The 23561-nt window shown below is 60.0% G+C and carries 20 protein-coding genes and 2 pseudogenes; 13 read left to right on the top strand and 9 right to left on the bottom strand.

From position 1 onward, the window contains the following. Positions 1-18 precede the first annotated feature (18 nt). The 3 genes from RAE19_RS04010 to RAE19_RS04000 are packed head-to-tail and all read left to right on the top strand — an operon-like array spanning position 19 to position 2261. Complete coding sequence (locus tag RAE19_RS04010; RefSeq protein WP_313873707.1) at positions 19-930, top strand: aldo/keto reductase; 912 nt, start codon at positions 19-21, stop codon at positions 928-930. Positions 931-954: 24 nt separating this feature from the next. Further along, the gene (locus RAE19_RS04005) at positions 955-1485 is read left to right on the top strand and encodes a flavin reductase family protein (RefSeq protein ID WP_313873706.1); all 531 of its coding nucleotides are present in this window, start codon (positions 955-957) and stop codon (positions 1483-1485) included. Next, complete coding sequence (locus RAE19_RS04000) at positions 1482-2261, top strand: sulfite exporter TauE/SafE family protein (RefSeq protein ID WP_313873705.1); 780 nt, start codon at positions 1482-1484, stop codon at positions 2259-2261. The genes RAE19_RS04005 and RAE19_RS04000 overlap by 4 nt, the downstream gene beginning before the upstream one ends. 46 nt (positions 2262-2307) lie before the next feature. Here the strand turns inward: RAE19_RS04000 and RAE19_RS03995 are convergent, their stop codons facing one another. The 9 genes and pseudogenes from RAE19_RS03995 to RAE19_RS03955 form a co-directional block, all read right to left on the bottom strand. Further along, positions 2308-3150: a carbohydrate ABC transporter permease gene (locus tag RAE19_RS03995; protein WP_313873704.1), complete on the bottom strand. Its 843-nt coding sequence runs from the start codon at positions 3148-3150 to the stop codon at positions 2308-2310. Next, positions 3147-4025, bottom strand: a complete 879-nt coding sequence (locus RAE19_RS03990) for a carbohydrate ABC transporter permease (RefSeq protein ID WP_313873703.1) — start codon at positions 4023-4025, stop codon at positions 3147-3149. The genes RAE19_RS03995 and RAE19_RS03990 overlap by 4 nt, the downstream gene beginning before the upstream one ends. Positions 4026-4144: 119 nt before the next feature. Continuing rightward, positions 4145-5410 carry an ABC transporter substrate-binding protein gene (locus tag RAE19_RS03985; protein WP_313873702.1) on the bottom strand — a complete coding sequence of 422 codons (1266 nt, stop codon included), beginning with the start codon at positions 5408-5410 and terminating at the stop codon, positions 4145-4147. 57 nt (positions 5411-5467) lie between these two features. Next, complete coding sequence (locus RAE19_RS03980) at positions 5468-6544, bottom strand: ABC transporter ATP-binding protein (RefSeq protein WP_313873701.1); 1077 nt, start codon at positions 6542-6544, stop codon at positions 5468-5470. A 95-nt stretch (positions 6545-6639) separates the two neighbouring features. Then, the gene (locus RAE19_RS03975; protein ID WP_313873700.1) at positions 6640-7788 is read right to left on the bottom strand and encodes a Gfo/Idh/MocA family protein; all 1149 of its coding nucleotides are present in this window, start codon (positions 7786-7788) and stop codon (positions 6640-6642) included. A 193-nt stretch (positions 7789-7981) separates the two neighbouring features. Beyond that, positions 7982-8995, bottom strand: a complete 1014-nt coding sequence (locus tag RAE19_RS03970) for a transporter (RefSeq protein ID WP_313873699.1) — start codon at positions 8993-8995, stop codon at positions 7982-7984. Positions 8996-9053: 58 nt separating this feature from the next. After that, positions 9054-9947: an NUDIX hydrolase gene (locus tag RAE19_RS03965; RefSeq protein WP_313873698.1), complete on the bottom strand. Its 894-nt coding sequence runs from the start codon at positions 9945-9947 to the stop codon at positions 9054-9056. Beyond that, positions 9944-11652: pseudogene (gene recJ, locus RAE19_RS03960) on the bottom strand (single-stranded-DNA-specific exonuclease RecJ). The gene RAE19_RS03965 and the pseudogene recJ overlap by 4 nt, the downstream one beginning before the upstream one ends. Positions 11653-11656: 4 nt before the next feature. Next, positions 11657-12601, bottom strand: coding sequence for a phosphoglycerate mutase (locus RAE19_RS03955; protein ID WP_313873697.1), 945 nt, complete (start codon positions 12599-12601; stop codon positions 11657-11659). 60 nt (positions 12602-12661) lie between these two features. Here RAE19_RS03955 and RAE19_RS03950 point away from each other — a divergent pair. The 10 genes and pseudogenes from RAE19_RS03950 to RAE19_RS03905 all read left to right on the top strand — a co-directional run bounded on the left by RAE19_RS03950 (position 12662) and on the right by RAE19_RS03905 (position 23532). Beyond that, positions 12662-13917: pseudogene (locus RAE19_RS03950) on the top strand (lipoprotein-releasing ABC transporter permease subunit). A 73-nt stretch (positions 13918-13990) separates the two neighbouring features. Beyond that, the gene (gene lolD / locus RAE19_RS03945) at positions 13991-14683 is read left to right on the top strand and encodes a lipoprotein-releasing ABC transporter ATP-binding protein LolD (RefSeq protein ID WP_313876173.1); all 693 of its coding nucleotides are present in this window, start codon (positions 13991-13993) and stop codon (positions 14681-14683) included. Positions 14684-14801: 118 nt separating this feature from the next. Continuing rightward, the gene (locus RAE19_RS03940; RefSeq protein ID WP_313873696.1) at positions 14802-16010 is read left to right on the top strand and encodes an ABC transporter substrate-binding protein; all 1209 of its coding nucleotides are present in this window, start codon (positions 14802-14804) and stop codon (positions 16008-16010) included. Between the two features lie 16 nt (positions 16011-16026). Then, positions 16027-16872 carry a TatD family hydrolase gene (locus RAE19_RS03935; protein WP_313873695.1) on the top strand — a complete coding sequence of 282 codons (846 nt, stop codon included), beginning with the start codon at positions 16027-16029 and terminating at the stop codon, positions 16870-16872. Positions 16873-16878: 6 nt separating this feature from the next. Continuing rightward, entirely contained in the window at positions 16879-17637 is a 759-nt protein-coding gene (locus tag RAE19_RS03930; RefSeq protein ID WP_313873694.1) for a spermidine synthase, read from the top strand. Beyond that, complete coding sequence (locus RAE19_RS03925; RefSeq protein WP_313873693.1) at positions 17634-19424, top strand: GspE/PulE family protein; 1791 nt, start codon at positions 17634-17636, stop codon at positions 19422-19424. The genes RAE19_RS03930 and RAE19_RS03925 overlap by 4 nt, the downstream gene beginning before the upstream one ends. A 52-nt stretch (positions 19425-19476) precedes the next feature. Next, the gene (locus RAE19_RS03920; protein ID WP_313873692.1) at positions 19477-19965 is read left to right on the top strand and encodes a tripartite tricarboxylate transporter TctB family protein; all 489 of its coding nucleotides are present in this window, start codon (positions 19477-19479) and stop codon (positions 19963-19965) included. A gap of 34 nt (positions 19966-19999) precedes the next feature. Further along, positions 20000-21511 (top strand): tripartite tricarboxylate transporter permease, encoded by a 1512-nt coding sequence (locus RAE19_RS03915; protein ID WP_313873691.1) that lies wholly within the window; start codon positions 20000-20002, stop codon positions 21509-21511. A 194-nt stretch (positions 21512-21705) separates the two neighbouring features. Next, the gene (locus RAE19_RS03910; RefSeq protein WP_313873690.1) at positions 21706-22158 is read left to right on the top strand and encodes a DUF4864 domain-containing protein; all 453 of its coding nucleotides are present in this window, start codon (positions 21706-21708) and stop codon (positions 22156-22158) included. Positions 22159-22239: 81 nt separating this feature from the next. Then, a complete protein-coding gene (locus RAE19_RS03905) occupies positions 22240-23532 on the top strand; it encodes a DUF3422 family protein (RefSeq protein WP_313876172.1) in 1293 nt (430 codons plus the stop codon). Positions 23533-23561 lie beyond the last annotated feature (29 nt).

Genomic DNA, 23561 nt, shown 5'->3' with positions numbered 1-23561 from the left:
GACTGATTTCTTGTTTCCATGAACCGTATTACTTTGCAAAACTCCCGCACCCTTAGCCAGATGGCTTACGGCGTGTGGCGCCTCTCTGAGGCCGAAGACACCAGCATCAGTGCCAATCTGCAGCGCATTGATGCCTGCCTGGAGCAGGGCATCACGACCTTTGACCATGCAGACATTTACGGCGACTACCGCTGCGAGGCCTTGTTCGGTGAGGCGGTGAAAGCCCGTCCTTCCCTGCGTGACCAGATTGAGGTGGTCACCAAGACCGACATCATGTTGCTCTCTGAGCAGTGGCCAAGCACCCGAGTGAAGCACTACGACACGTCATCTGCCCATGTGTTGGCGAGTGTTGACCGATCGTTGCAACGAATCGGAGTGGATGTGATTGACCTCCTTTTGATCCACCGCCCAGATCCCTTGTGCGACGCAGATGCATTGGGCGCCTGCTTGGATGGCCTGGTCGATTGCGGCAAAGTTCGGGGTATCGGTGTGTCCAATTACATGCCCTGGGATCTTGACTTGTTGCAGTCACGGATGAAGCACCGGCTGCAAACTAACCAGGTTGAAGTGAGCCTGCTTGCCACCACTCCTTTCATAAACGGACAGATAGCCCACGCACAACAACATCGACTGCCCGTGATGGCGTGGTCACCTTTGGGCGGTGGTCGTCTTCATTCGCAAGCGCATCAGGCAGGGTCAGCTGCAGCCCGTTTGGCTCCTCGATTGGAGCAACTGGCGAAGGCCAGTGGAACGGACACCACGGCGGTCGCCATGGCGTGGTTAATGCATCACCCTGTGGGGGTTATGCCGGTCATGGGTAGCAACCAGCTTGCGCGTATCAAGTCGTTTGATCAGGCGTTTTCCGTTCCTATGGATCGTCAAACCTGGTACGAACTGTATGAGTTGGCCAACGGGCATGAGGTGCCCTGAGCAAATTACCAGAGGAAACATCCTATGCGCCACCTTCCAGAATCCATGCCCGCGTGCTCCAAGGCCGTGCCTCTTTCAGACCCGGCTGACTTCCGGAAGGCGCTATCGTGCTTTGCGACCGGCGTTACCGTTGTGACTGCGCGTTGGGAAAGCGGTGATTGGGGAATGACCTGCAACTCCTTCGCTTCGGTGTCTTTGGAGCCGCGGCTGGTGCTATGGAGTATCCGAAAGGCGGCCAGCAGTTTGGAGGCGTTCACCCGCTCGGGCGGCTTTACCGTGAACGTTCTTTCACATGAGCAAGAAGCAACAGCCCGACAGTTTGCAACGGGAGATATGAACTCCCGTTTTGCGGGTGTTCCTGTAGAGCGCCAAAGCAGCGAGCGCCTGTGCCTTACAGACGCCATGGCTTGGTTTGATTGCTCGCTCCACCAGTTGGTGGACGCCGGGGATCACTACATTCTCATCGGGCAAGTACAGGAATTCGGGTGGCGCGATACCGCAGCCCTCGGCTTCTGGCGCAGCCAATTCGGTCAGTTTCAGACCAACACCCCATGATTCCACTTTGGTTGCTTTTCCTGCTGGTGGGCGCAGCGGGAGGCTTCACTGCGGGCCTATTCGGCGTGGGTGGTGGTCTTGTCATAGTGCCCACTCTGTATTGGCTGTGGCGAGAGGATCCGCTGCTGGGATCGCATGTGATGCATTTTGCCGTTGCCACCTCGCTGGCCTGCATCGTAGTGACTTCGGTGACCAGCAGTTGGACCCACTGGCGTGCAGGTCGTATGCAGTTTGACCGCGCGCCTTGGCTACTGGGGGCAGTGAGTGCCGGAGCTGTTTCCGCAGTCGTACTGGCCCGATGGATGCCCACTGAGTGGCTCAAGATGGCGTTCGGGCTTTTTGCGTTGGCGACGTGCTGCATCATGTGGAAGCAGTCTGCGCAGCCTGCACAGGGGCCACGTCCGTCGTCCGCAGAGTTATTGGGGGTAGCGGCCTTAATTGGTAATGTCTCTACCTTGCTCGGCGTGAGCGGCGGAGCTTTGACAGTGCCTTACTTCGTTCTTCGGGGGACGGATGTCCGCAAAGCGGTGGTCATTAGCTCTGCGTTGGCGATCCCGATTGCGACGATTGGAGCGATTGGCATGGGCGTAACCGGTGTCAACACATCTGTTTCCTGGGGCTTTGTACACGGCCCGGCTTTTGTCGGCATCAGCCTCGTGAGTATGTTTTTTGCGAACTGGGGTGCCCGCATATCTCAGCGCATGGACAAACGGCGCCTGCAGCAGGCTTTCGCCGGCTTCCTGGCGCTGGTTGCAGCTCACATGCTGTTTTTCTAAATGCGCTGAGCTTCACAGCTTTTACTCGGCCGGCGGAGAGGCTGTGTCAGCCTTTCAAACCACCTTGTGTCAATCCACCTACGACACGCTCCTGGAACGCCGCAATCAACAGCGCGATCGGCACGATAGCCACAATAAGGGCCGCGGAAATGATGGGCCATGGGAAGGTGAATTCACCTTGATACAGAGAAATGCCGACAGGCAAAGTCCGCACTGCGGGGCTGGAGTTCAGGGACAACGCCAACAAAAATTCATCCCATGCATTGACAAAGGCCAGGATGCCCGCAGTGAACACTCCAGGTGCAGCTAGGGGTACGACGACTCTCCAAAGTGCACCCATACGGGTGCAACCGTCGATCATGGCGGCGTTTTCCAGATCTCGCGGAATGCTTTGAAAAAAACTCACCAGAACGAGGGTGCACACCGGTAAGTTCAGCACCACATAAGGAAGAATAAGCGCGGCATAGGTGTTGAGCCATCCCAATGCCCGCATCGTCTCAAATATCGGCACCAGTAAAGTGACCAACGGAAACATGCTGGACGCCACGATGCAAGTGAGGATGAGCTGTCGGTGTTTCAGATTCAGTCGCGCGATGGCGTAAGCGGCAAAAGCCGCAACAACAAGCGATAGCGCCGTAGCGCCTGTAGCCACAATGACACTGTTTTTCAAATAGTGCAGAAGAGGCTGGTCTTCAAAAGCCTTGATGTAGTTCTCCAGGGTGGGAGCGTCGGGCCACCAGGTGATGGGCTTTTGCACCAGTTCTGTTTCTGTTTTGAGCGAAGTGAACAGAATCCACACGGCTGGAAAAAAACCATTGATAACCACAATGCCCGCAGCCGCCCACCGCAATGCAGCAGATGTCCAAATCACCGGTGTCGCTTTGCTCATGACGCGTTCTTTCCGATATGGTGTAAGTAAAAGCCGGACACAGCCAGCGAAATCAAAAACATGAACACTGCTAGGGTCGATCCGTAGCCGATGTCAGAGTAATCAATCGTGTATTTGTGAATCAACATCGCCAGTGTTTCTGTAGATTCCCCTGGCCCACCTCGTGTCATGGTGTAGGGGATATCAAAGGTCTGGAGTGCGGTGATGGTGCGAAAGATCAGTGCCACTACGATGCTGGGCATCAACATTGGTATCGTGATTTGCCAAAACTGTTGCCATCTGCTCGCCCCGTCGACCTCTGCAGCTTCATAAAGTGAGCGGGGGATCATTTGCAAACCTGCGAGCAGGATCAACGCCATGAATGACGATGTTTTCCAAATGATCGTCAGACAAATGGCAGCAAAGGCCCAGTTTGGCTTTAATAGCCAGCTTACAGACTCCGGGATCAGGCCCAGCCGCAAAAACACGTCATTCACAACGCCGTAGTCCGTGTTGAAGAACCAGGCGAATATCAGACCGGCGAAAGAGAGCGGAAGTGCCCAAGGCAACAACAGCGAAAGGCGCACGGGCCATTTACGCTTGAATGGCAGATTCGCCAGCAAAGCGAGGCCGAGTCCTGCAACCAGTGCCCCTGGCACTGTGATGACTGTGATAAGTAAGGTGTTTTTGGTGGCATTCCAGAACAGGGGGTCGCGCCAAACGTCTGTGTAGTTCAAAAAACCGATGTAAGCCCCGGTTTTGTTGATGTCAAACAAGCTGTTGTAAACGAGCTTGCCGATCGGGTAGACCACGATCATCGCCAGTAATAGAAAGGCGGGTGTCAAGAGCAGGATCGCGAGCGTTTTTTCGCTCGGGTCCTTGAGTTTGGAGAGCATGGCGTGCGCTTCGGGTGAGATTGCGAGAGATGCTATTTCTCTAAAGAGCCCCAAGCCATATGGCATGACCTGGGGCTGGGGCGGCACCCTCAATATGAGGTCGTTTTGCGTTCCGCGTTTCAGCGCATCAATCGACCTACACGAGCCGCAATTTCGTCTACTCCTGCTTCCGGCGTTTTGGTTCGGGCCAGTACTGCGCTGGTTGTCGTCCGGATGATGTCAGATACCTGTCCATAGTCTTCCACCATGGGGCGGCTTTGGGCGCCTAACACCACAGGGAGTGCGTCTTTGAACCACGGAACCGCCTTGTTGACGGCAGCGTCACTGTAGAGGCTTTGGTACACCGGCAAGATGGAGCCTTCACGGGCTACAAATGCGCTGGCCTCCTTGGAGGATAAGAACTTGATCAAGTTACCCGCAGCGTCTTTGTTCTTGCCATAGGCATTCATGGCCCATTGCCAACCACCCATACAAGTCGCCGATTTGCCGCCGTTCATGGCAGGTAGGGGAATGACCCCCACGTTGTTTTTCACTTTGGAGTCTGCATCGTCTTTGAAGCGGTCGAATGCAAAGCCCCAGTTGATGGCAAACACCACGTTACCCGCTTTGAACTCATTCACTGTCACTGGTGTGGTGACTTCGGCAATGTTCTTTTTGACCACGCCGTCATCCATCATTTTCAGCCACATTTTCAAGCCGTTGACTGCCGCGGACTTGTCTAAGGTGAGCTTGCCGGCCGCGTCATTGAATTGCTTGCCCTGGCCCCAGTACGGCAACAAAAAGGTGCACACAGCGCCTTCAATCGGCGCGCCCTGCAAGGACAGGCCCTGCAAATTCGGATTATTCTCAGCCGCGGTGATTTTCTTCGCAGCAGCGCTGAGCTCATCCCACGTTTTGGGTTCGGCAATACCGTGTTTGGCAAGCAAATCCTTGCGGTAATACATGAACATGGAGTCACCCTGGCTGGGTAATGCCATGACCTTGCCGTCCACGATGTTGGACTGCTGGTACACCGGCAGATAGTCGTTGCGCAAGCTGGCGGCCCCGCCCACGTATTTATCCAAAGGTTCAATCCAACCTTTGCCTGCGTACTGTGCCGGGTTCACGATATCGATCATGAAAAGGTCAATGGCGGCATCTTTGGCATTGAGAACGGTGCTCAGGTACTGTCGTTGCAGTTCAGAGGTTGCACCACCGGTTTCAATCTCCACCTTCACGCTCGGATTGGCTTTGGTGTACTGCTCAAACAGCTTGGCTTGCAGGTCGGGCCGCTGGTTGGGTCCAACAAAAACCCTTAGTGTGGTTTGTTGAGCCCAACTCGCCCCAGCGAGCAGAGGGGCAGTCAGAGCGGCGGCGGCGATTTTTAGAACCCAATTTTTATTCATCGTTGTCTCCTAGCACGGTTGAAAATCACTCAAGCAGGTTGAGCGGTCGCAAAAGACTCAGAGTGCTTTCCCTGAGTCACCATCAAACAAATGCATCGCTTGCGGATCCAGATACAGCGTTTGCTGCGATCCCGCAGGCATTTTGTAACTTGCAGCGCAGCGTGCGACGAGTTCCACCTGTCCAACTTGAAAGGTAACCAACGTCTCTGCACCCAGCGGCTCACTGATCACAACGGTAGACTGCACATTCAGTTCGCCTGTCACGTTTCTTGGCAAAGGAGAAATGTTTTCCGGGCGAATGCCAAATACATGCTTCTTTGCGATTTCGGCTCGTGTTGCCAGAGTAGGAGGCAGTTGCACACGGGCTCCGCCGAGATCGACCGCCCCTCCAGAAAGTGCGCACGGCACCAAGTTCATCGGTGGGCTACCGGTGAAGCCTGCAACGAACTGAGCAGCCGGCTGGTTGTAGATTTCATCCGGTGTGGCGTATTGCATTTTGTGGCCACCACTCATGACCACAATCCTGTCGGCCAAGGTCATGGCTTCCACTTGGTCGTGTGTCACATAAATGATGGTTGCGCCCAAGCGTTGGTGCAGCTTTTTGATTTCGCTGCGCATTTCGTTGCGCAGTTGTGCGTCCAGATTCGAAAGTGGTTCGTCGAACAAGAAAACCTTAGGCTGGCGGACGATCGCGCGCCCGATAGCCACCCGCTGCCGCTGTCCACCCGAGAGCGCGGCGGGTCTGCGGTCCAGCATATGGTCTATGCGAAGCAAACGCGCAGCATCCATCACGCGCCGTTTGATTTCGTCTTCCGGTGTTTTGCGCAATCGCAGTCCGAAGGCCATGTTGTCAAACAGCGTTTTATGGGGGTACAAGGCATAGTCTTGAAAGACCATGGCGATATCCCGATGTCGGGGTGGTGCATCGTTGACGCGTACCCCATCAATCAATACATCGCCGCCGCTGATGTCTTCCAAGCCCGCAATCATGCGCAGCAAGGTGGACTTTCCACATCCCGAAGGGCCTACAAATACGACAAACTCCCCATGGCGGATTTCAAGCTCCATTCCATGAATGACTGTCGTTTTACCGTCGTAGTTTTTTTGAACGTTGTGTAGCTGGACTGAGGCCATGAGAAAACTGTTACGACCTCTGATCTGGATCAAAGATCGCGTTGGTGAGTGTGTGTAGGAATAATAGAGGACTTGTTGCCTCGAACGTCTTGGGGTTAATGCTTAGAGGGCAGCCCCTTCAGTGAATATTCCCCTTCGACAAGACTGATCGCTTGCCCTGTCCGCGCAGATTCCTGAGCTGCAAGCCCCATGAGCACTGCAGCTAAGCCATCTTCCAGGTTGACTTCAATGTGTCCTTTTCCGCGAACAACCGCGTTGAACCGCTGGTGTTGATAGAGCGTTGATCCATTGTGATCACCTGCGGCCAATGCGATGGGATCGACGGGTACATCAAGCTCTCGCGGGCCCTTTGGATGGCGGGGGCTGATGACTACTTTGGGAACGGGTGGCTCCCCCAAGTCAGCAGGCCAAAAGCGGCCCGGCCCGGGGACGAAACATTCCGCCTTTCCGAGCGGGCCAACCACGGTGATTTCCTCTTGATAGCGCGAGCCCTCTGCGAACATGCAGAGTTCCAAGAGCGCGCGCTGCCCGCCGGCAAAGTCCACGATCACATAGGCGTTGTCCAGGATGTCGGGCGTGCCATCCGGGTAGCGTTCGTCAAGGTGATTGTGATCAACGCCTGCGGAAGCATAAATTCGTATCGGCTCACTACGCACCAAGTGGCGCATCAAGTCAAAAAAGTGACAGCACTTTTCGACCAAGGTGCCACCGGTGTAGCGATTGAAGCGGTTCCAGTCACCTACTTTCACCAGAAAGGGGAAACGATGTTCCCGGATACTCAACATCGTCAGTGCTCCGATATGGGCCCCGCTGCGAACCTCTTCAGTGAGTCGGGTAACGGGCGGCATGTAACGGTACTCCATCGCTACCCATATTGGCGCCGGGTAACTCGCACTCAGTGCTGCAAGATCACGCACATCCGAAAGCCGGGTGCATGCCGGCTTTTCTAGGAGCACGGGCAAGGGGCGTATCGAGGCAATTTCCCGGAGCTGGTCTGCATGGCAGAAGTTGGGGCTAGCAATCAGTAAGCAATCTACATCTGCCGATGAGACAACCTCGGCGAGACTGGTCGCTCGCACCGCACCTTGAGCCAATGCCAAGCTGCTGGCCGCCATGGCTTCATCAGGCTCAAAAATTCGGGTGACCCGGGCACCGGGCAGCAATGCAATATTGCGCAAATGTTCCTGGCCCATCATGCCGCAGCCGATGATGCCGTAACGGACTTGGAGTGGTTCGTTGTTCACAGAGGTGCTTTCTAAGGAAATGGGGGCGTCAACAGCAGTGCATGGTGATGGCCTGCTGCGTTCTAAGTGTGGCGTGGTCGTTGTATTTCCATCCACACAACACCAGTTAAAAGTGTGTAGGAATAATAGATGAATTGACCCGATTGCCACTCGGGGTAAATGCGGATGTAAGTCCGCAATGAAGCGGCGTTCGCTAGTCGCGGTGTCTGCGGATCGCGATGTAGCCGGCAATCACGGTGAAGGTCACCACAATCGCCACCACCCACCAGAAGCCGTGGGGGTGTTCGGCCAGCGGGATGCCGCCCACATTCATGCCCAGCAAGCCGGTGATGATGTTGATGGGCAGGGCCAGCACTGTCACGATGGTCAGCACAAACAGGCTGCGGTTGTTGGCTTCAGCCACGCGGCCGGCAATTTCTTCCTGCAGCAGCTTGATGCGTTCTTGCAGCGCAGCCATGTCGCTCAGGGCCACGTTGAATTCTTCGGTGCTCTGGCGCAGGTCGCCCAAATCGTCTTCGCTGATCCAACCCGGTGGCTTGCGCAACAGGCGGAACAGGGCAGCCGGCTCCGGTGCCAGCAGGCGCTGTAAGCGCACCAACAAGCGCCGCAGGGCTCCCAGGTTGGCGCGCTTGGTCTCCAGCCGCCCGGCGAGCAACTTGTCTTCGATGTCGTCCACCCGGGCCGTGGTGTTGCGCACAATCTGGATCAGTACATCGCCCTGGTCATGCATCAGGTGCACCAGCAGCGCCACCGACGACATCAGCTTCTCGCCCCGGCGCACGGCATCGCGCAAGCGGTCGATCGAGCGCAAGGGCTGCAAGCGGGCCGTGACCACCAGCTGCGGGCCGACCGAGAGCCACAAAGTAGCAATGTCGCTGGGCTCAAAGGCAAAGTCGTAGTGCACATCGTTCACCACGGCGACCAGGGTGTCGTCATCGAGCTCGACGCGGGTGGAGCGCGATCCGTCGGTCAGGGACTCGTGAAACAGGTCCGAGAGCTGCAGTTGCTCTTTGATCCACTTGGCGCAGGCGGTGTGCGAGAGGTTGAAGTGCAGCCACACAAAGCCACCGGCCTGCGGGGGCGTCTGGCGCAACCACTGCAAGGCTTCGCTGGTGCCGATGGGGCGGCCGGAGCCATCCGCATCGAACGCAAATCCGTAAATCAGGCCGCTGGGGTCTGCACCGTAATTCTGGGCGGGTGGGGTCATCGGTGGGCGGGGCGTAGAGGCTGCTCGGGGCGAGCGCACATGGTAGCGCGTGTATGTGTCACAACAGGCCCAGGCCTTGCGCCAACGAGGCGACGGCGTCTTGTGTGAAGGCACCTGCCTGAATCTGCTCCAGCGTTTGCGCAGCACTCAGGCACACAAAGCCGGCGACCTCGCCGTCCTGATTGAGGGGCGCCCAGCCGTCCGCACAGGCCAGGTTGTAGACCAGCAGGGTTTCGTCGTGCCAGCCACCGGTGTCCCAGCGGGCCGTGCGCACCAGCCCGGCTTCTTGCAGGGTTCGGGTGTCCTGCAATACTGCGCCGGCTTCCTCTTGCAGCTCGCGCAGGGCGCAGCCCAAGGGCGACTCGCCGGCAGGCAAACCGCCTGCGGTTACGTTGTCGAGCAGGCCGGGGTCAGTGGCTTTGGACAGCGAGCGCCGCCCGCACCACAGGCGCCCATCCGGGGTGAATCCATTGATGTGCACCGCATGGCTGCGCATGCCCAGAAAGCGAAAGCCTGCGCGCTCCACCGCCAGCAGCGGGGGCTGCCCATCGTCCGGCGGCTCCAGGCAGTCGTGGTGCCAGAAGGCAAAGGCCTCGTTGCGCCAACCGTGCACCAGGCCGCGCGCACGGCACTGTGCCAGTGCAGTTTGTAAACGGGCGCTGCGCTCATGGGCGGGTAAGGTCAGCGCGGGCCAGTGCAGGCCGGCAGTAGCCCCATGGGCTTGGAAGTAACAGTCCGGCAACAGGCTGGCCAACAGGGCGGCGCGCTCAGGCTCCATGCGGCCGAGTTGCAAGGGCTCTGCATGACCAGGTTCACTGAGCCAAAAGGTCTGCAGGTCAGGCGGTGGTGCAGCGCTGGCTTGACGGGCCGCGTCTGCCAGGGTGCGCCTTTGCACCGGCGTCAGGGCGGCGGCAAATGCAGCACCAAACGCCCGCGCGCCGGGCAGGCTCACACCTGAGCGCCTTCCACCAGAAAGCGCACACGGCGCACGCCGTTCCACTCGTCGGCATCGAGCCGGAAGGCCAGCGTGACCTTGGGCGGCAGGGGCTCGGTGTGGCCGAACCAAATGCCGTCCACCGGCTGGCCCTGGTGTTTGAGCTTGAGCGAGAGGTGTTTTTCACCCACCAAGCGTTGGGACACGACCTCGACCTCTTCGCTAAAGGTGGGGGCGGCAAAGCCTTGGCCCCACACCTCTTTGTGCAGCGCATCTACCAGGTCCACACGGCGGTATTCGGCGGCCAGCGGGCCGTCGGTTTCCATGCGGCGGGTCAATGTGGCGGCGTCCAGCCATTCCTGGGCGACCTCGTTCATGCCGTTCTCGAAGTCGTCAAAAAACTCTTCGGCCACGGTGCAGCCGGCCGCCATGGCGTGACCGCCGAACTTCAAGATGACACCGGGGTAGCGCTTGGCCACCAGGTCCAGCGCGTCGCGCAAGTGAAAGCCGGGAATGCTGCGACCCGAGCCCTTGAGCTCGTGCTCTTTGCCTTCGGCAGCGCTGGCCGCAAACACAAAGGTGGGGCGGTGTAGCTTGTCTTTGATCCGGCTGGCCACGATACCGACCACGCCTTCGTGGAAGTCAGGGTCGAAGACGCAAATCGCCGGGGGCGGCTCGTCGCCTTCGTCAAACAGGCTCTCGGCAATCGCAAAGGCCTGCTCGCGCATGTCGCCCTCAATTTCGCGGCGCTCGCGGTTGATGCCGTCCAGCATCTTGGCCAGCTCGTCGCCACGGGCGGGGTCGTCGGTTAGCAGGCATTCGATGCCCAGCGTCATGTCACTCAAACGACCGGCGGCGTTGATGCGTGGCCCGAGGGCAAAGCCAAAATCGAAGGTGGTAGCCACCTCCGCTTTGCGACCTGCTGCTATAAAAAGGCTAGCTAGTCCCGCAGGCATGGCGTGGGCGCGCACCCGTTTTAAGCCTTGGGCCACAAGGCGGCGGTTGTTGGCGTCGAGCTTGACCACATCGGCCACGGTGCCCAGGGCTACCAAGGGCAGCAGGGTGTCGAGCTTGGGTTGGGTCGCGGCATCAAACACGCCGCGCTTGCGCAGTTCTGAGCGCAGGGCCAGCAGGGTGTAAAACATCACACCCACCCCGGCCATGGACTTGCTCTCAAAGGTGCAGCCCGGCTGGTTGGGGTTGACGATCACATCCGCATCGGGCAACTGGCTGCCAGGCAAATGATGGTCGGTGACCAGCACTTGCAGGCCCAACGCCTTGGCACGGGCCACACCGTCTACGCTGGCGATGCCGTTGTCCACGGTGATGAGTACATCGGCGCCGGATTGCTTAACGCGCTCGCTGATCGGCGCGGTCAGGCCATAGCCATCAACCACACGGTCGGGCACCAAATATTCGACATGGCGGCCGCCCAAGAGCCGCAGGCCGCGCACGGCGACCGCACAGGCGGTGGCTCCATCGCAGTCGTAGTCGGCGACCACACAGAGTTTGAGGTTGTTGGCAAACGCATCGGCAAGCAGGGTGGCGGCCCGGGCAACGCCCAACATGCCCGATGGGGGCAGCAGCTTGCCCAAGGCGTCATCGAGCTCGTCTTTGCCGGTGACACCGCGGGCGGCATAAAGGCGGGCCAGCAGCGGGTGCAGTCCGGCCTGCTCCAGCGCCCACGCCGCGCGGGGGGGATGTCTCGGGGAACAATTTTCATGGGCTTACAGGGTCCGCAGCAATTCAGCAGGTGAAGGGGTGGTGAAGCGGCGTTGGATGCGGTTCCACCAGGCCGTATTTTGCAACTCAAAGCCTGCGGCCATGCGCTCGCCGCACAGCGTCAGCTCCAGGGCCTGGCCCGCTTTGGCTTGGCGCAGCAGCAGGGCGATCAGGCTGCTGTCGAGCTGCTGCCATGCTTGCACCCAGGCGTGGGCGTCGTCGCGCAGCGCCGCCGCCTCCAGGCTGTGTTGCACCGACATGGTGTCTGACTTGTCGACCGCGCCCGAAGGCAGGGTTCCGGTCCCGCTGATCCAGAAGGAGTTGACGGTGAGCCGGCGCTGGGCGGCCCGTGCGTCATTCACCGGGTGGCGGTACAGCAGCATCTGCATCTCGTTTTGGAGGCGGCGCAGGCTGCGGGCCTGGGCCACGCGCGGCATCCAGCGGTCTACTTTGGCGCCACAGGCCCGCGCCAGCGAGGCGGTGGGCAGGTCGCACAAGATTTCGCCATGGGCCAGCCAGGTGCTGTGGTTCAGCGAGTGCAGGGTGATGCCGTCTTCGGCAAAGTAGGGCTGCATGGCTTCGCGCAGCGCATCGATTTCGTGGGCATCCAGGGCCAGCGTATCGGGGTGGTCCATAGCCACATGGTCCGCGTTGATTTGCCAGTGGCATGGGGTGATCCAGGCCCAACCGGTGTCGCCATGGTTGCGGGTCAGGCCGAGTTGGCGGGCATCCAGCGCAGCCCAGGGCAGCAAGCCGTCTACCCCCGGCAAATTCAGGCTTTTCGCGTGCACCCGTTCATGCAGGGGCGAGAGCGAGTCGTCGTTGCCCAGCACTGGAGGCGTGGGGGTCAACAGCCCCAGCAGTTCTGCCAGATAGGGAAGTTCGAGCCGGGGCATTGCGTCCTGGCATTGGGGTCCTGCCGGTGCTGCAAAAGGGATAAGGGTGTGCATGGGCAGGATTGTCCCGCATGGATGCCACAATCCGCCGGTTGAAGCACTTTGTAACCTTCCATGCAACTCCCCTTTGAGCTGACGATCGGCTGGCGCTATACCCGCGCCGGCCGCGCCACGCGGCGTAACGGCTTTATCTCCTTTATCTCGGGCGTGTCCATGCTGGGCATTGCTTTGGGCGTGGCCGCGCTCATCATCGTGCTGAGCGTGATGAACGGCTTTCAGAAAGAAGTGCGCGATCGCATGCTCGGTGTGGTGTCCCACATCGAGGTGTATGCCGCAGACGGCCAGGCCTTGCCCAATGTGGCGACCACCCTGGCCCAGGCCAAAGAGAACCCGCAAGTCATTGGAGCCGCCCCCTTCATTGCGGCGCAGGCCCTGATTGCGCGGGGTGAAGACATGAAGGGCGCCATCGTGCGCGGGATCGACCCCGCCCTGGAGCCCGAGGTGAGCGACTTTGCCGCCGGCGCGCAGCAGCAGGCTTTGAACCAGCTGGTGCCGGGCGAATTCGGCGTGGTGTTGGGCGGCGAGTTGGCCCGCAGCTTGGGTGTGCGGGTAGGCGACAAGGTCACGCTGGTTGCGCCCAGCGGGCAAGTCACCCGGCCGGCGTTGTGCCGCGCCTCAAGCAAATGAACGTGGTGGGCACCTTTGATTCCGGCCACTATGAGTACGACTCTGCACTGGTGCTGGTGCATTGGGAAGACGCGGCCCGCATTTTCCGGCTCGAAGGCCCGAGCGGTGTGCGCCTTAAACTCAAAGACTTGCACCAGGCGCGCGAGGTGGCTGACCAACTCGCCCGCAGCCTGAGCGGCGACTTGGTGTTGCGCGACTGGACTCGCCAGAACCGCAGCTGGTTTGCAGCGGTACAGGTCGAGAAGCGGATGATGTTCATCATCCTGACCCTCATCGTGGCGGTGGCTGCCTTCAATCTGGTGTCCACCCTGGTGATGACAGTGACCGACAAGCGGGCTGACATTGCCATCCTGCGCACCTTGGGCGCGAGCCCGGGCAGCATCATGGGCATTTTTGTGGTGCAGGGAGCGATGGTGGGAGTTATAGGCACCCTGGCCGGCTTGCTGCTGGGGCTGGGCGTGGCGTTCAATATTGATGTGATCGTGCCCGCGCTGGAGCAGGCGCTGGGCGCCAGCTTTTTGCCCAAAGATATTTACCTGATTAGCCGCATGCCGAGCGAGCCGCAACAGAGCGACATCCTGCCGATCACGGTGATCTCGCTCCTGATGGCGTTTGTGGCCACCCTCTACCCGAGCTGGCGCGCCAGCCGGGTGAACCCTGCGGAGGCCTTGCGCTATGAGTAACCCGATGTCATCCGTAGAACAGGCGCTCGCCGCCGCGCAATACCAGCAGGTGGCCGATTTGGCAGGCTCGCCTATGCCAGCCGCTCCATTGGGCGAGCTGGTGCTGCAAGCACGCGGCCTAACCAAGCGGTTTCAGGAAGGGCGGCTGGATGTCACCGTGTTGCACGGGGTTGACCTGCAGGTGCACCGGGGCGAGACGCTGGCGATTGTGGGGGCATCCGGCTCCGGCAAGAGCACCTTGCTGCACCTCATGGGCGGGCTCGATGCGCCCACCAGTGGCAGCGTTCATTTGCTGGGGCAAAGCCTGGCCGATCTCACTGCGGCCGCGCAGGGCCGCTTGCGCAATCGGCACCTCGGGTTTGTGTACCAGTTTCACCACCTCTTGCCCGAGTTCAGCGCGCTGGATAACGTGGCCATGCCCCTGACAATTCGGCGTGTAGCGCCCGCAGAAGCTGCGCAAGCTGCTACCAAAATGCTAGCGCTTGTCGGCTTGGAGCACCGCTTGAACCACCGGCCTGCCGAGCTCTCGGGCGGCGAGCGACAGCGGGTGGCGATTGCGCGGGCGCTGGTCACCCGGCCTGATTGCGTGCTGGCCGACGAGCCCACCGGCAACCTCGACCGCAGCACCGCTGACGGCGTGTTTGAGCTGATGCTCCAGCTCGCGCGGGAGCAGGGTACCGCCTTCGTGCTGGTCACCCACGACGCCACGCTGGCCGCGCGCTGCAGCCGCCAGTTGCGTTTGGTATCGGGCCGCTTGGTCGACTGACACCCACGCTTGCAGTTTCCTGACGGATGGGGCGTTGTGCGGCGGTGCCAAGGGTAGACGCCGATTGGCGTTTGCCGGCCCGCCCCCTAAGCTGCCGCCACCTTAGTCGGGGAACACCATGAAACAACGTTGGAAACTGCAGGCACTGATTTGCCTTGGCGTGATCGCACTGGCCTGTTTGCCGGGCGCCCACGCGCAAACGCCCAAGCCTTTGCGCATCGGCTTGATTGGCCCCTTCAGCGGGCCGTCCTCAGATTTTGGAAATCCGATGCTCAACGGGGCCAAGCTGGCGCTGGATGAAATCAATGCCGCCGGCGGCTACCTCGGGCGACCGATTGAGTTTGTGATCAAAGACGACACCGCCAACCCCGATGTGGGCTTACAGCACTCCCAGGAGCTGGTGCAAGACGGTGTGGTTGGCACCATCGGCTTTTGCAATACCGGTGTGGCCATGAAGTCGCTGGACGTGTTTCAACAAGCCCGCTCCCCGCTGATCGTGCCCTGCGCAACAGGCACTCCGATTACGGCCAAGTACCCCGCAGCAGAGAGCTATATCTTCCGCACTTCCGCGCGGGATGCCATCCAGGCCCCGTTTGTGGTGAACGACATCGTGGCGCGGGGCTGGACCAAGGTGGCCATCCTGGCCGACAAAACCGCTTACGGCGAGGGCGGTCTCGCAGACGTCACCAAGGCGCTGGCCACTAAACAACTGCAGCCGGTGTACGTGGGGCGCTTTGACACCGGTGTGAAAGACCTGCAACCCGAGCTCAAGGCCGCCCAGGCCGCCGGTGCCAATGTGGTGTTCAGCTACACGGTCGGCCCTGAGAATGCAGTCATTGCCAAAGGCCGCCAAGCCCTGAAGTGGAATGTGCCGCAGGTGGGTGCATGGCCTTTGTCTTTTCCGTTCTTTTTGGACGGCGCAAAAGACGCTGCCGAAGGCGCACTCATGGCCCAGACCTTTATTGCCGAGCCCAGCAACGAGCGTCGCATCTCTTTTCTAACCGCCTACAACCGCAAATACGGCACCCGCAAGATTGCCGTGCCCATGGCTGCGGCGCAGGCCTATGACACGGTGTATTTGCTGACCTACGCCATCCTCTCGATCCGCAATGGTGATTTGTCGGGCCCCTCGGTGAAAAACGCGCTGGAAAATCCGCCCCGGGTCTACTACGGGGTGACAGCGACCCACGAGCGCCCTTTTAGTAAGGACGACAAAGACGCCATCACCAGCAATATGCTGGTGATGGGCTTGGTCAAAAATGGGGCGGTCACTTTCGCTTACCCTGAAGACCGCACCCGCAACCTTTTTGTGCAACGCAAGCAATGAGCCGTTCGATACCACCATGCGCTGGGTAGACACCCATCTCCACCTCGATGCGCCCGAGTTCGATGCGGACCGCAGCGCCGTGCGCGAGAGTGCCCGCCAAGCGGGTGTCGCGCATTGTGTGATTCCGGCGGTAGAGCGCAGCAACTTTGACACGGTGCGCCTGCTGGCGCACCACGGTGGCGACAGCTATTGTTTGGGCATCCACCCTTTGTATGTGGCGAGTGCCAGCGATGCCGATCTGGTAGCCCTGGACGCGGCGCTCAGCGCCAACGCTGATGACCCGCGACTGGTGGCCGTGGGTGAAATCGGGCTCGACTACTTTGTCCCCGCCCTGTGCAAAAGCCCCTTGCGTGAGCGGCAAGAGGTGGTCTACCGCCAACAGCTCAAGCTGGCCCGCGCACACGGCTTGCCCGTGGTGCTGCATGTGCGCAAGTCCTCAGACAGGCTGCTCAAGCACCTGCGCGAGGTGGCCGGCCCGCAAGGGCGGTGGCAGGGCATTGCGCATGCGTTCAATGGCAGCGAAGTGCAGGCGGCGGAGTTCATCAAGCTGGGTTTCAAGCTCGGGTTTGGGGGCGCGGTCACCTATGAGCGGGCTTTGCAGTTGCGCCACCTGGCCCGCACCTTGGCCCTGGATGCGCTGGTGCTCGAGACCGATGCCCCCGACATCCAGCCGCACTGGCTCTACACCACCGCCGAGCAGCGCGCAGCCGGTGTGCCGCAGGGGCGCAATGCGCCCGCCGAGTTGCCGCGCATCGCGCAGTGCATTGCCGAGCTGCGTGGCATTCCCCTTGAAACACTGGCGCAGGCCGCGTTAAGTAACAGTCTGATGGCCCTGCCGAAGCTGGGGGCGCTGCTGGTATAAATCCCCATGGCACGAAAAGCACCGATCACATTCCCCGAAGTTAATTTCTCCGAAGAAGGCCCCATCCGTCACCTGCACCTGGGCAGCGAATGGATACAAGGCTCCATGCTGGTAGACGCACCCACCGTATTGGTGCACGAGTACATCCAGCGCATGATGGCGTGGCTGCTCTTTGTAGACCCCCAGACCGTTAAAAAGCGCCAGGCACTGCAGCTCGGGCTGGGTGCCGGCTCACTCACCAAGTTCTGCCACAAAGAACTCAAGATGAAGACCACCGCCATCGAGCTCAACCCCCAGGTGCTGCACGCCTGCCGCGGCTGGTTCAAGCTGCCCGCAGACAACAGCCGTATGCAAGTGGTGCTGGCTGACGCCGCTGAAGAAATCAAACAAGAAAAATGGCTGAGTGCGGTCGATGCGCTGCAGGTCGATTTGTATGACGAGGAGGCAGCCGCCCCGGTGCTCGACAGCGCCGCGTTTTATGCCGACTGCCGCGCCACGCTCACCGAAGAGGGTTGCATGACGGTCAACCTGTTCGGCCGCTCGTCGAGCTTTGACAACAGCGTCGACAAAATTGCGGAGGCCTTTGGCGAAGATGCCATCTGGGCCTTCAAGTCCACCCGCGAGGGCAACACCGTGGTGATGGCTCAGCGCACCCCCAGCCGCCCCAAGCGCGCCCTGATGCAAGAGCGCGCCGAGTTCATCCAAAGCGAGTGGGGCCTGCCTGCTGACAAGTGGGTCCGCGTGTTCAAGCCGGTGAAGACATGAGCCCTAGTCCCAAAAAAGCCAGTTCCTCCGCGGTTTCTTACAACGGTCCCTTGGACTGGCGCTTGCTGGTGGAGTGGCTCAAGCAAGACAAAGTGATCGCAGAAGAAGAGGCAGTGCGCACGATTGCCCGTTGCTCGCAGGCCGAGAGTTCGCAGCATCCGATGGTCCGGCTCGCCGCCGTATCGATGCGCCGGGCGGCAGACCAAAAGCCTCTCGATATTGAGATGCTCACCCAATGGTTGTCGCTGCGCGCGGCACTGGATTACCTGCGCATTGACCCGCTCAAGGTCGATGTGGGCAAGGTGGCCGATGCCATGGGTGCCGCTTATGCTGAGCGACACAAAATCTTGCCCGTTGTGGTCACCCTCAGCGAGATCACGGTGGCCACGTCGGAGCCGTTCATTACCGATTGGGTGGCTGAAGTGGAGCGCCAGAGCCGCCGCAGCGTCAAGCGCGTGGTCGCCAGCCCGCAGGAAATTACCCGCTACACCGCCGAGTTTTATGCATTGGCCAAAAGCGTGCGGGCTGCGAACAAAACCGGCTCCAACAACGGCGCAAGTTTCGAGCAGCTGGTGGAGCTGGGCAAGAGCAACAAGCAACTCGACGCCAACGACCAGGGCGTGGTGCAGGTGGTCGACTGGCTCTGGCAATACGCCTTCGACCAGCGCGCCAGCGACATCCACCTCGAGCCACGGCGAGAGCAGGGCGTGATCCGCTTCCGGATCGATGGCGTGTTGCACCCGGTCTACCAGATGCCCATGGGCGTGCTCAACGCCATGACCGCCCGCATCAAACTGCTGGGCCGCATGGACGTGATTGAAAAGCGCCGCCCGCAAGATGGCCGCATCAAAACCCGCAACCCGCGCGGTGATGAAATTGAAATGCGTATCTCCACCTTGCCCACCGCGTTTGGCGAGAAGATGGTGATGCGGATTTTTGACCCCGACAACGCGGTCAAAGATCTGGACGCCCTGGGCTTCAGCAGCCACGACGCGACCCGCTGGGAGCAGTTGGTCAAGCGCCCGCACGGCATCATTCTGGTGACTGGCCCTACGGGCTCGGGCAAAACCACCACGCTGTACTCCACCCTCAAGCGGGTGGCTACTGAAGAGGTGAACGTCAGCACAGTGGAAGACCCGATCGAAATGATCGAGCCGTCTTTCAACCAAACCCAGGTGCAGCCGCAGCTGGACTTCGGCTTTCCGCAAGGTCTGCGTGCCCTCATGCGGCAGGACCCGGACATCATCATGGTGGGCGAAATCCGCGACCTGGAGACCGCCGAAATGGCGGTGCAAGCAGCCCTCACCGGCCACTTGGTGTTTTCCACCCTCCACACCAACGATGCGCCCTCCGCGGTCACGCGGCTGATGGAGCTGGGCATTCCCGCCTACCTGATCAACGCCACTTTGCTGGGGGTGTTGGCCCAGCGCCTGGTTCGCATTTTGTGCAAGCAATGCAAGGTGCGTGATGAAGAAGCCACGCGCGAGGCCTTGGGCGAAATGGTCAAGCCCTGGCAAATCAACGGGGGCTACAAGCCTTATAAAGCTGTGGGTTGCGTGGACTGCCGGATGACGGGCTACATGGGGCGCATGGGTTTGTACGAATTGCTTGTGGTCACAGACGGGTTCAAATCGCGGGTCAGCGGCGAACCGGGCGTTGATGCTCTGCGCCGACAAGCCATTGTGGATGGCATGCGGCCACTGCGCTTAGCAGGGGCACTGCGTGTTTCGGAGGGCGTCACCGTCATGGAGGAGGTGATGTCTGCCACCCCACCGCTCACGGGCTAACATTGCTGATTTTGATGCAAAATAGTTACAACTTATAACTAGGAGAGAGACAGTGAATATCAAAAGTCAAAAAGACTTTTTCTCGGGACTTATGTTCATCGTAGTGGGCGCGGCGTTTGCCTTAGGCGCCAGCACCTACAGCATTGGTACCGGTGCCCGCATGGGCCCCGGCTACTTCCCCCTGGTACTCGGAGTGCTCCTCGCCATCATTGGCATCGCAGTCACCTTCACCTCGCTGGTCGTGGAAACCGAAGACGGCGACAAGGTCGGCAAATTCGCCTGGAAGCCCCTGTTCTTCATCATCAGCGCCAACCTGGTGTTCGGTGCCTGCATCGGCGGCCTGCCCATGATCGGTTTGAAACCTCTGGGCCTGATCGTCGGTATCTACCTGCTCACCTACATCGCCAGCCACGCCGGTGATGAACACAAGTTCAAGGAAGTCGCTGTGTTGGCCACTGTCTTGGCTATCTTGAGCTACGTCGCCTTCATCGTTCTCCTCAAACTGCAGTTCCCGGTCTGGCCTGCTTACTTCACGGCCTAAGCCACGACTGAACCATCGACAGGAACTGCACACCATGGAACTCTTTGACAACCTCGCCCTCGGCTTTGGCGTGGCCTTCACCGGCCAGAACCTGATTTATGCCTTCATCGGCTGTTTGCTCGGTACTTTGATCGGGGTACTCCCCGGCATCGGCCCCTTGGCGACTATCGCCATGCTCTTGCCTGCTACCTATGCCTTGCCTCCTGTATCGGCCTTGATCATGCTGGCCGGTATTTACTACGGAGCCCAGTACGGCGGATCAACGACAGCCATCTTGGTGAACCTGCCCGGCGAGTCTTCGTCGGTGGTGACCGTGATTGACGGTTACCAGATGGCCCGTAATGGACGCGCAGGCCCTGCACTCGCTGCAGCGGGCTTGGGTTCTTTCTTTGCCGGTTGCGTCGGTACCTTGATCCTGGCGGCCTTTGCAGGCCCCTTGACTGAGCTGGCCTTCAAGTTCGGCCCTGCCGAATACTTCAGCCTGATGATTCTGGGCTTGATCGGTGCGGTGGTGCTGGCCTCGGGCTCTTTGCTCAAGGCGATTGCCATGATTCTCTTGGGTCTCTTGCTGGGGATGGTGGGCACCGACGTGAACTCCGGTGTCGCCCGTTACAGCTTTGATATCCCTGAGCTGACTGACGGTATCGGCTTCATCGTGATTGCCATGGGTGTCTTCGGCTACGGCGAGATCATCAGCAACCTGTCCAAGAGTGCGGGTGAGCGGGAGATCTTTACGGCCTCTGTCTCAGGCCTCTTGCCGACCAAACAAGACTTCCAGCGCATGGTGCCGGCTGTTCTGCGTGGTACTGCCTTGGGCTCACTGTTGGGTATCTTGCCCGGTGGTGGTGCGGTGATGGCAGCCTTTGCGGCTTACACGATTGAGAAGAAGACCCAACTCCAGCCCGGTGAAGTGCCGTTCGGTAAGGGCAACATCCGCGGGGTGGCGGCTCCTGAAGCAGCGAACAACGCTGGAAGCCAGACTTCTTTCATTCCTCTGCTGACCCTGGGTATCCCACCTAACGCGGTGATGGCGTTGATGGTGGGTGCGATGACGATCCACAACATCCAGCCCGGACCACAGGTGATGACGGCCAACCCGGAACTCTTCTGGGGTCTGATTGCTTCGATGTGGATCGGCAACCTGATGCTGGTGATCTTGAACCTGCCTTTGATCGGTATCTGGATCAAGCTCTTGTCCGTGCCTTACCGCTGGTTGTTCCCTTCTATCGTGCTGTTCTGTGCGATCGGGGTGTATTCGACCAACAACAACACCTTCGATATCTGGATGGTGGCGATCTTCGGGGTGATCGGGTATCTCTTCATTAAGCTGGGTACGGAGCCTGCACCACTGCTTCTGGGTTTCATTCTGGGGCCGATGATGGAGGAGTACTTGCGCCGGGCGCTGCTGCTTAGCCGTGGGGACTGGAGTGTGTTCATCACCCGTCCGCTCTCAGCCAGCCTGTTAGTAGCGGCGCTCGCACTCTTGGTGGTGGTGATGCTGCCGTCCATCAAGGCTAAGCGGGAGGAGGCTTTTGTGGAGGATTGATTTCCTGCGGCGCTATCCAACAAAAGGCACCTTCGGGTGCCTTTTTTGTGCACGTGTTTCGGAGTGGCTGTGTCTGGTGCGGCGAGATCCTTAACGTTTCACTGGGGTAAGCGGTTAGGGTAGCCGCATGGGTACAGGGGCTTGGCATAGACTGGTTGCACCGATTTCCGGCATCCTTCTTGTCAGGGGGTTCTATGGTCTCCAGCGTTACCCGGTTCTGTCAGTCTGTGTTTCGCGCTGCGGCCCTGATGGGGCTTTTTGCAGCGTGCGCCGCCGGCCCGGCTCAGGCGCAGAGCGCCAAAAGTGAAGCCGCGGTGATTGCCGTGATCCAAAAGCAGTTCGACGCTTTTGCAGCCGACGACGCCGAGCAGGCTTTCCGGCTGGCATCCCCAGGCATCAAAGCGATGTCCGGCAATGCGCAGAACTTTTTGGTGCTGGTGAAGGTGCAATACGGAGTGGTCTACCGCCACGCCAGTGCAGCGTTCCTGAAGCCCACCATCATCGGCAAAGAAGCGCTGGTGAAAGTGCGCCTGACCGACGAAAACGGCGTGAGCTGGATGGTGGCTTACACCCTAGAGCTCCAGAAAAACAAAGAGTGGCTGATCAGCGGTTGCCATATCCAGGGCGAGCAAGGCACGTTTGTGTAAATTTATGTGGGGGGCAGTGCCTCCTCTGGGCCTCTATGATCCGGTAACGCTGCAATGCAGCATGCCTTCATCGAAGCCGCCATGACACAGCTACCTCCCCAGCACCGACTGCGCCTTTCGCTGCACAACGAAGTGCATGCCCGCCCACCCGAACCCATGGGTAGCCCCATGGCACTTTCGCATGTCGTCATGGCCTGTAACTCCGAGCAGCGCGATGCCAGCCGCTCGCACATGGCCGCTCTGGCCCGTGACCACCACCTGCCGGCGCCTGAGGATGGCTCCATCCACATGCGCATGGATTTCGGTCCCTTCAAGGTGCGCTGGGAACTACACACCGAGTTTGTAACCTGGACCTTCATGCGCAGCATTACCGCTCAGGGCGGCACGGAGCGGGACCCTGAAGTCGCGCTGGACGCTGTACCCCAGCAGTGGTTTGCTGAGCTGCCCGGCGAGTGCTTGGCGTGCCTGCACTTGTGGGTGTTACCCGCCAAGGAAGAAACCGTAATGCCCTGGTTGCGCCATGTGCTGCACGAAGAAACGTTGGTGGCCTCCACGGTGGCTGATGGATTGGGCGAGGTGTACACCGACTTTTCGGTGCATGCCGATGGCTTCTCCCGCATGGTGCTGCTGGCCGGTGGCATGACGCCACGCCGCTTGGGCCGCCTGGTGCAATGCCTGCTGGAAATCGAGACATATCGCATGGCCGCCTTGCTGGGCCTGCCCGCAGCGCGCGAAGCCTCGCACGTGCTGGCCAGCGCAGAGCGTGAACTTGCGGAACTCGCTGAAGCCATACGCTCCGCCACCCGCAATGACGAACCCATGTTGCTCGACCGGCTGACCCGTCTGGCCGGGCAGGTAGAGAGCCAGCACGCAGCCACCCATTCGCGCTTCTCGGCCAGTGCGGCCTACTTTGAATTGGTGGATAAGCGCATTGAAGACATTGCCGAATCTCGCTTGGCGGGCATGCAAACCATCCGTGAATTTATGGACCGCCGCCTCACCCCCGCGCGGAGCACGTGTGCGTGGTCCAGCCGTCGGCAGGATGCCCTGTCCCAGCGCGTATCCCGCATCAGCAACCTGCTGCGCACCCGGGTAGAGATCGAGCAGCAGCAAAGCAGCCAGGCGCTGCTGGCTACCATGAACACTCGCCAAGGCCTGCAGCTGCAGTTGCAGTCCACCGTGGAAGGTCTGTCGGTAGCGGCTATCACCTATTACATCGTGGGTTTGGTGAGCTACATGGCCAAGGCGGCCTCTCACCACGGTTGGCCCTTGAGCCCCGAGGTCACCGCGGCCGCCGCCATTCCGGTGGTGGCAGGCAGCGTGTGGTGGTCTTTGCGGCGCTTGCACCACCGGCTGTTCACATCGGTGTCATAAGCCCATGGAAGATTCCTATGGGGTGTAGG

It is taken from the genome of Rhodoferax potami, assembly GCF_032193805.1.
Lineage (GTDB): Bacteria > Pseudomonadota > Gammaproteobacteria > Burkholderiales > Burkholderiaceae_C > Allorhodoferax > Allorhodoferax potami_A.
The sequence above is the reverse complement of the archived record's forward strand: the minus strand, read 5'-3'. Positions and strand labels throughout refer to the sequence as shown.

What these genes read in the sequence shown, in the direction of transcription:
- RAE19_RS04010 (WP_313873707.1), top strand. Translation starts at nt 19, where the DNA reads ATGAACCGTATTACTTTGCAAAACTCCCGCACCCTTAGCCAGATGGCT.
- RAE19_RS04005 (WP_313873706.1), top strand. Translation starts at nt 955, where the DNA reads ATGCGCCACCTTCCAGAATCCATGCCCGCGTGCTCCAAGGCCGTGCCT.
- RAE19_RS04000 (WP_313873705.1), top strand. Translation starts at nt 1,482, where the DNA reads ATGATTCCACTTTGGTTGCTTTTCCTGCTGGTGGGCGCAGCGGGAGGC.
- RAE19_RS03995 (WP_313873704.1), bottom strand. Translation starts at nt 3,150, where the DNA reads ATGAGCAAAGCGACACCGGTGATTTGGACATCTGCTGCATTGCGGTGG.
- RAE19_RS03990 (WP_313873703.1), bottom strand. Translation starts at nt 4,025, where the DNA reads ATGCTCTCCAAACTCAAGGACCCGAGCGAAAAAACGCTCGCGATCCTG.
- RAE19_RS03985 (WP_313873702.1), bottom strand. Translation starts at nt 5,410, where the DNA reads ATGAATAAAAATTGGGTTCTAAAAATCGCCGCCGCCGCTCTGACTGCC.
- RAE19_RS03980 (WP_313873701.1), bottom strand. Translation starts at nt 6,544, where the DNA reads ATGGCCTCAGTCCAGCTACACAACGTTCAAAAAAACTACGACGGTAAA.
- RAE19_RS03970 (WP_313873699.1), bottom strand. Translation starts at nt 8,995, where the DNA reads ATGACCCCACCCGCCCAGAATTACGGTGCAGACCCCAGCGGCCTGATT.
- RAE19_RS03955 (WP_313873697.1), bottom strand. Translation starts at nt 12,601, where the DNA reads ATGCACACCCTTATCCCTTTTGCAGCACCGGCAGGACCCCAATGCCAG.
- lolD (WP_313876173.1), top strand. Translation starts at nt 13,991, where the DNA reads ATGCCAGCCGCTCCATTGGGCGAGCTGGTGCTGCAAGCACGCGGCCTA.
- RAE19_RS03940 (WP_313873696.1), top strand. Translation starts at nt 14,802, where the DNA reads ATGAAACAACGTTGGAAACTGCAGGCACTGATTTGCCTTGGCGTGATC.
- RAE19_RS03935 (WP_313873695.1), top strand. Translation starts at nt 16,027, where the DNA reads ATGCGCTGGGTAGACACCCATCTCCACCTCGATGCGCCCGAGTTCGAT.
- RAE19_RS03930 (WP_313873694.1), top strand. Translation starts at nt 16,879, where the DNA reads ATGGCACGAAAAGCACCGATCACATTCCCCGAAGTTAATTTCTCCGAA.
- RAE19_RS03925 (WP_313873693.1), top strand. Translation starts at nt 17,634, where the DNA reads ATGAGCCCTAGTCCCAAAAAAGCCAGTTCCTCCGCGGTTTCTTACAAC.
- RAE19_RS03915 (WP_313873691.1), top strand. Translation starts at nt 20,000, where the DNA reads ATGGAACTCTTTGACAACCTCGCCCTCGGCTTTGGCGTGGCCTTCACC.
- RAE19_RS03910 (WP_313873690.1), top strand. Translation starts at nt 21,706, where the DNA reads ATGGTCTCCAGCGTTACCCGGTTCTGTCAGTCTGTGTTTCGCGCTGCG.
- RAE19_RS03905 (WP_313876172.1), top strand. Translation starts at nt 22,240, where the DNA reads ATGACACAGCTACCTCCCCAGCACCGACTGCGCCTTTCGCTGCACAAC.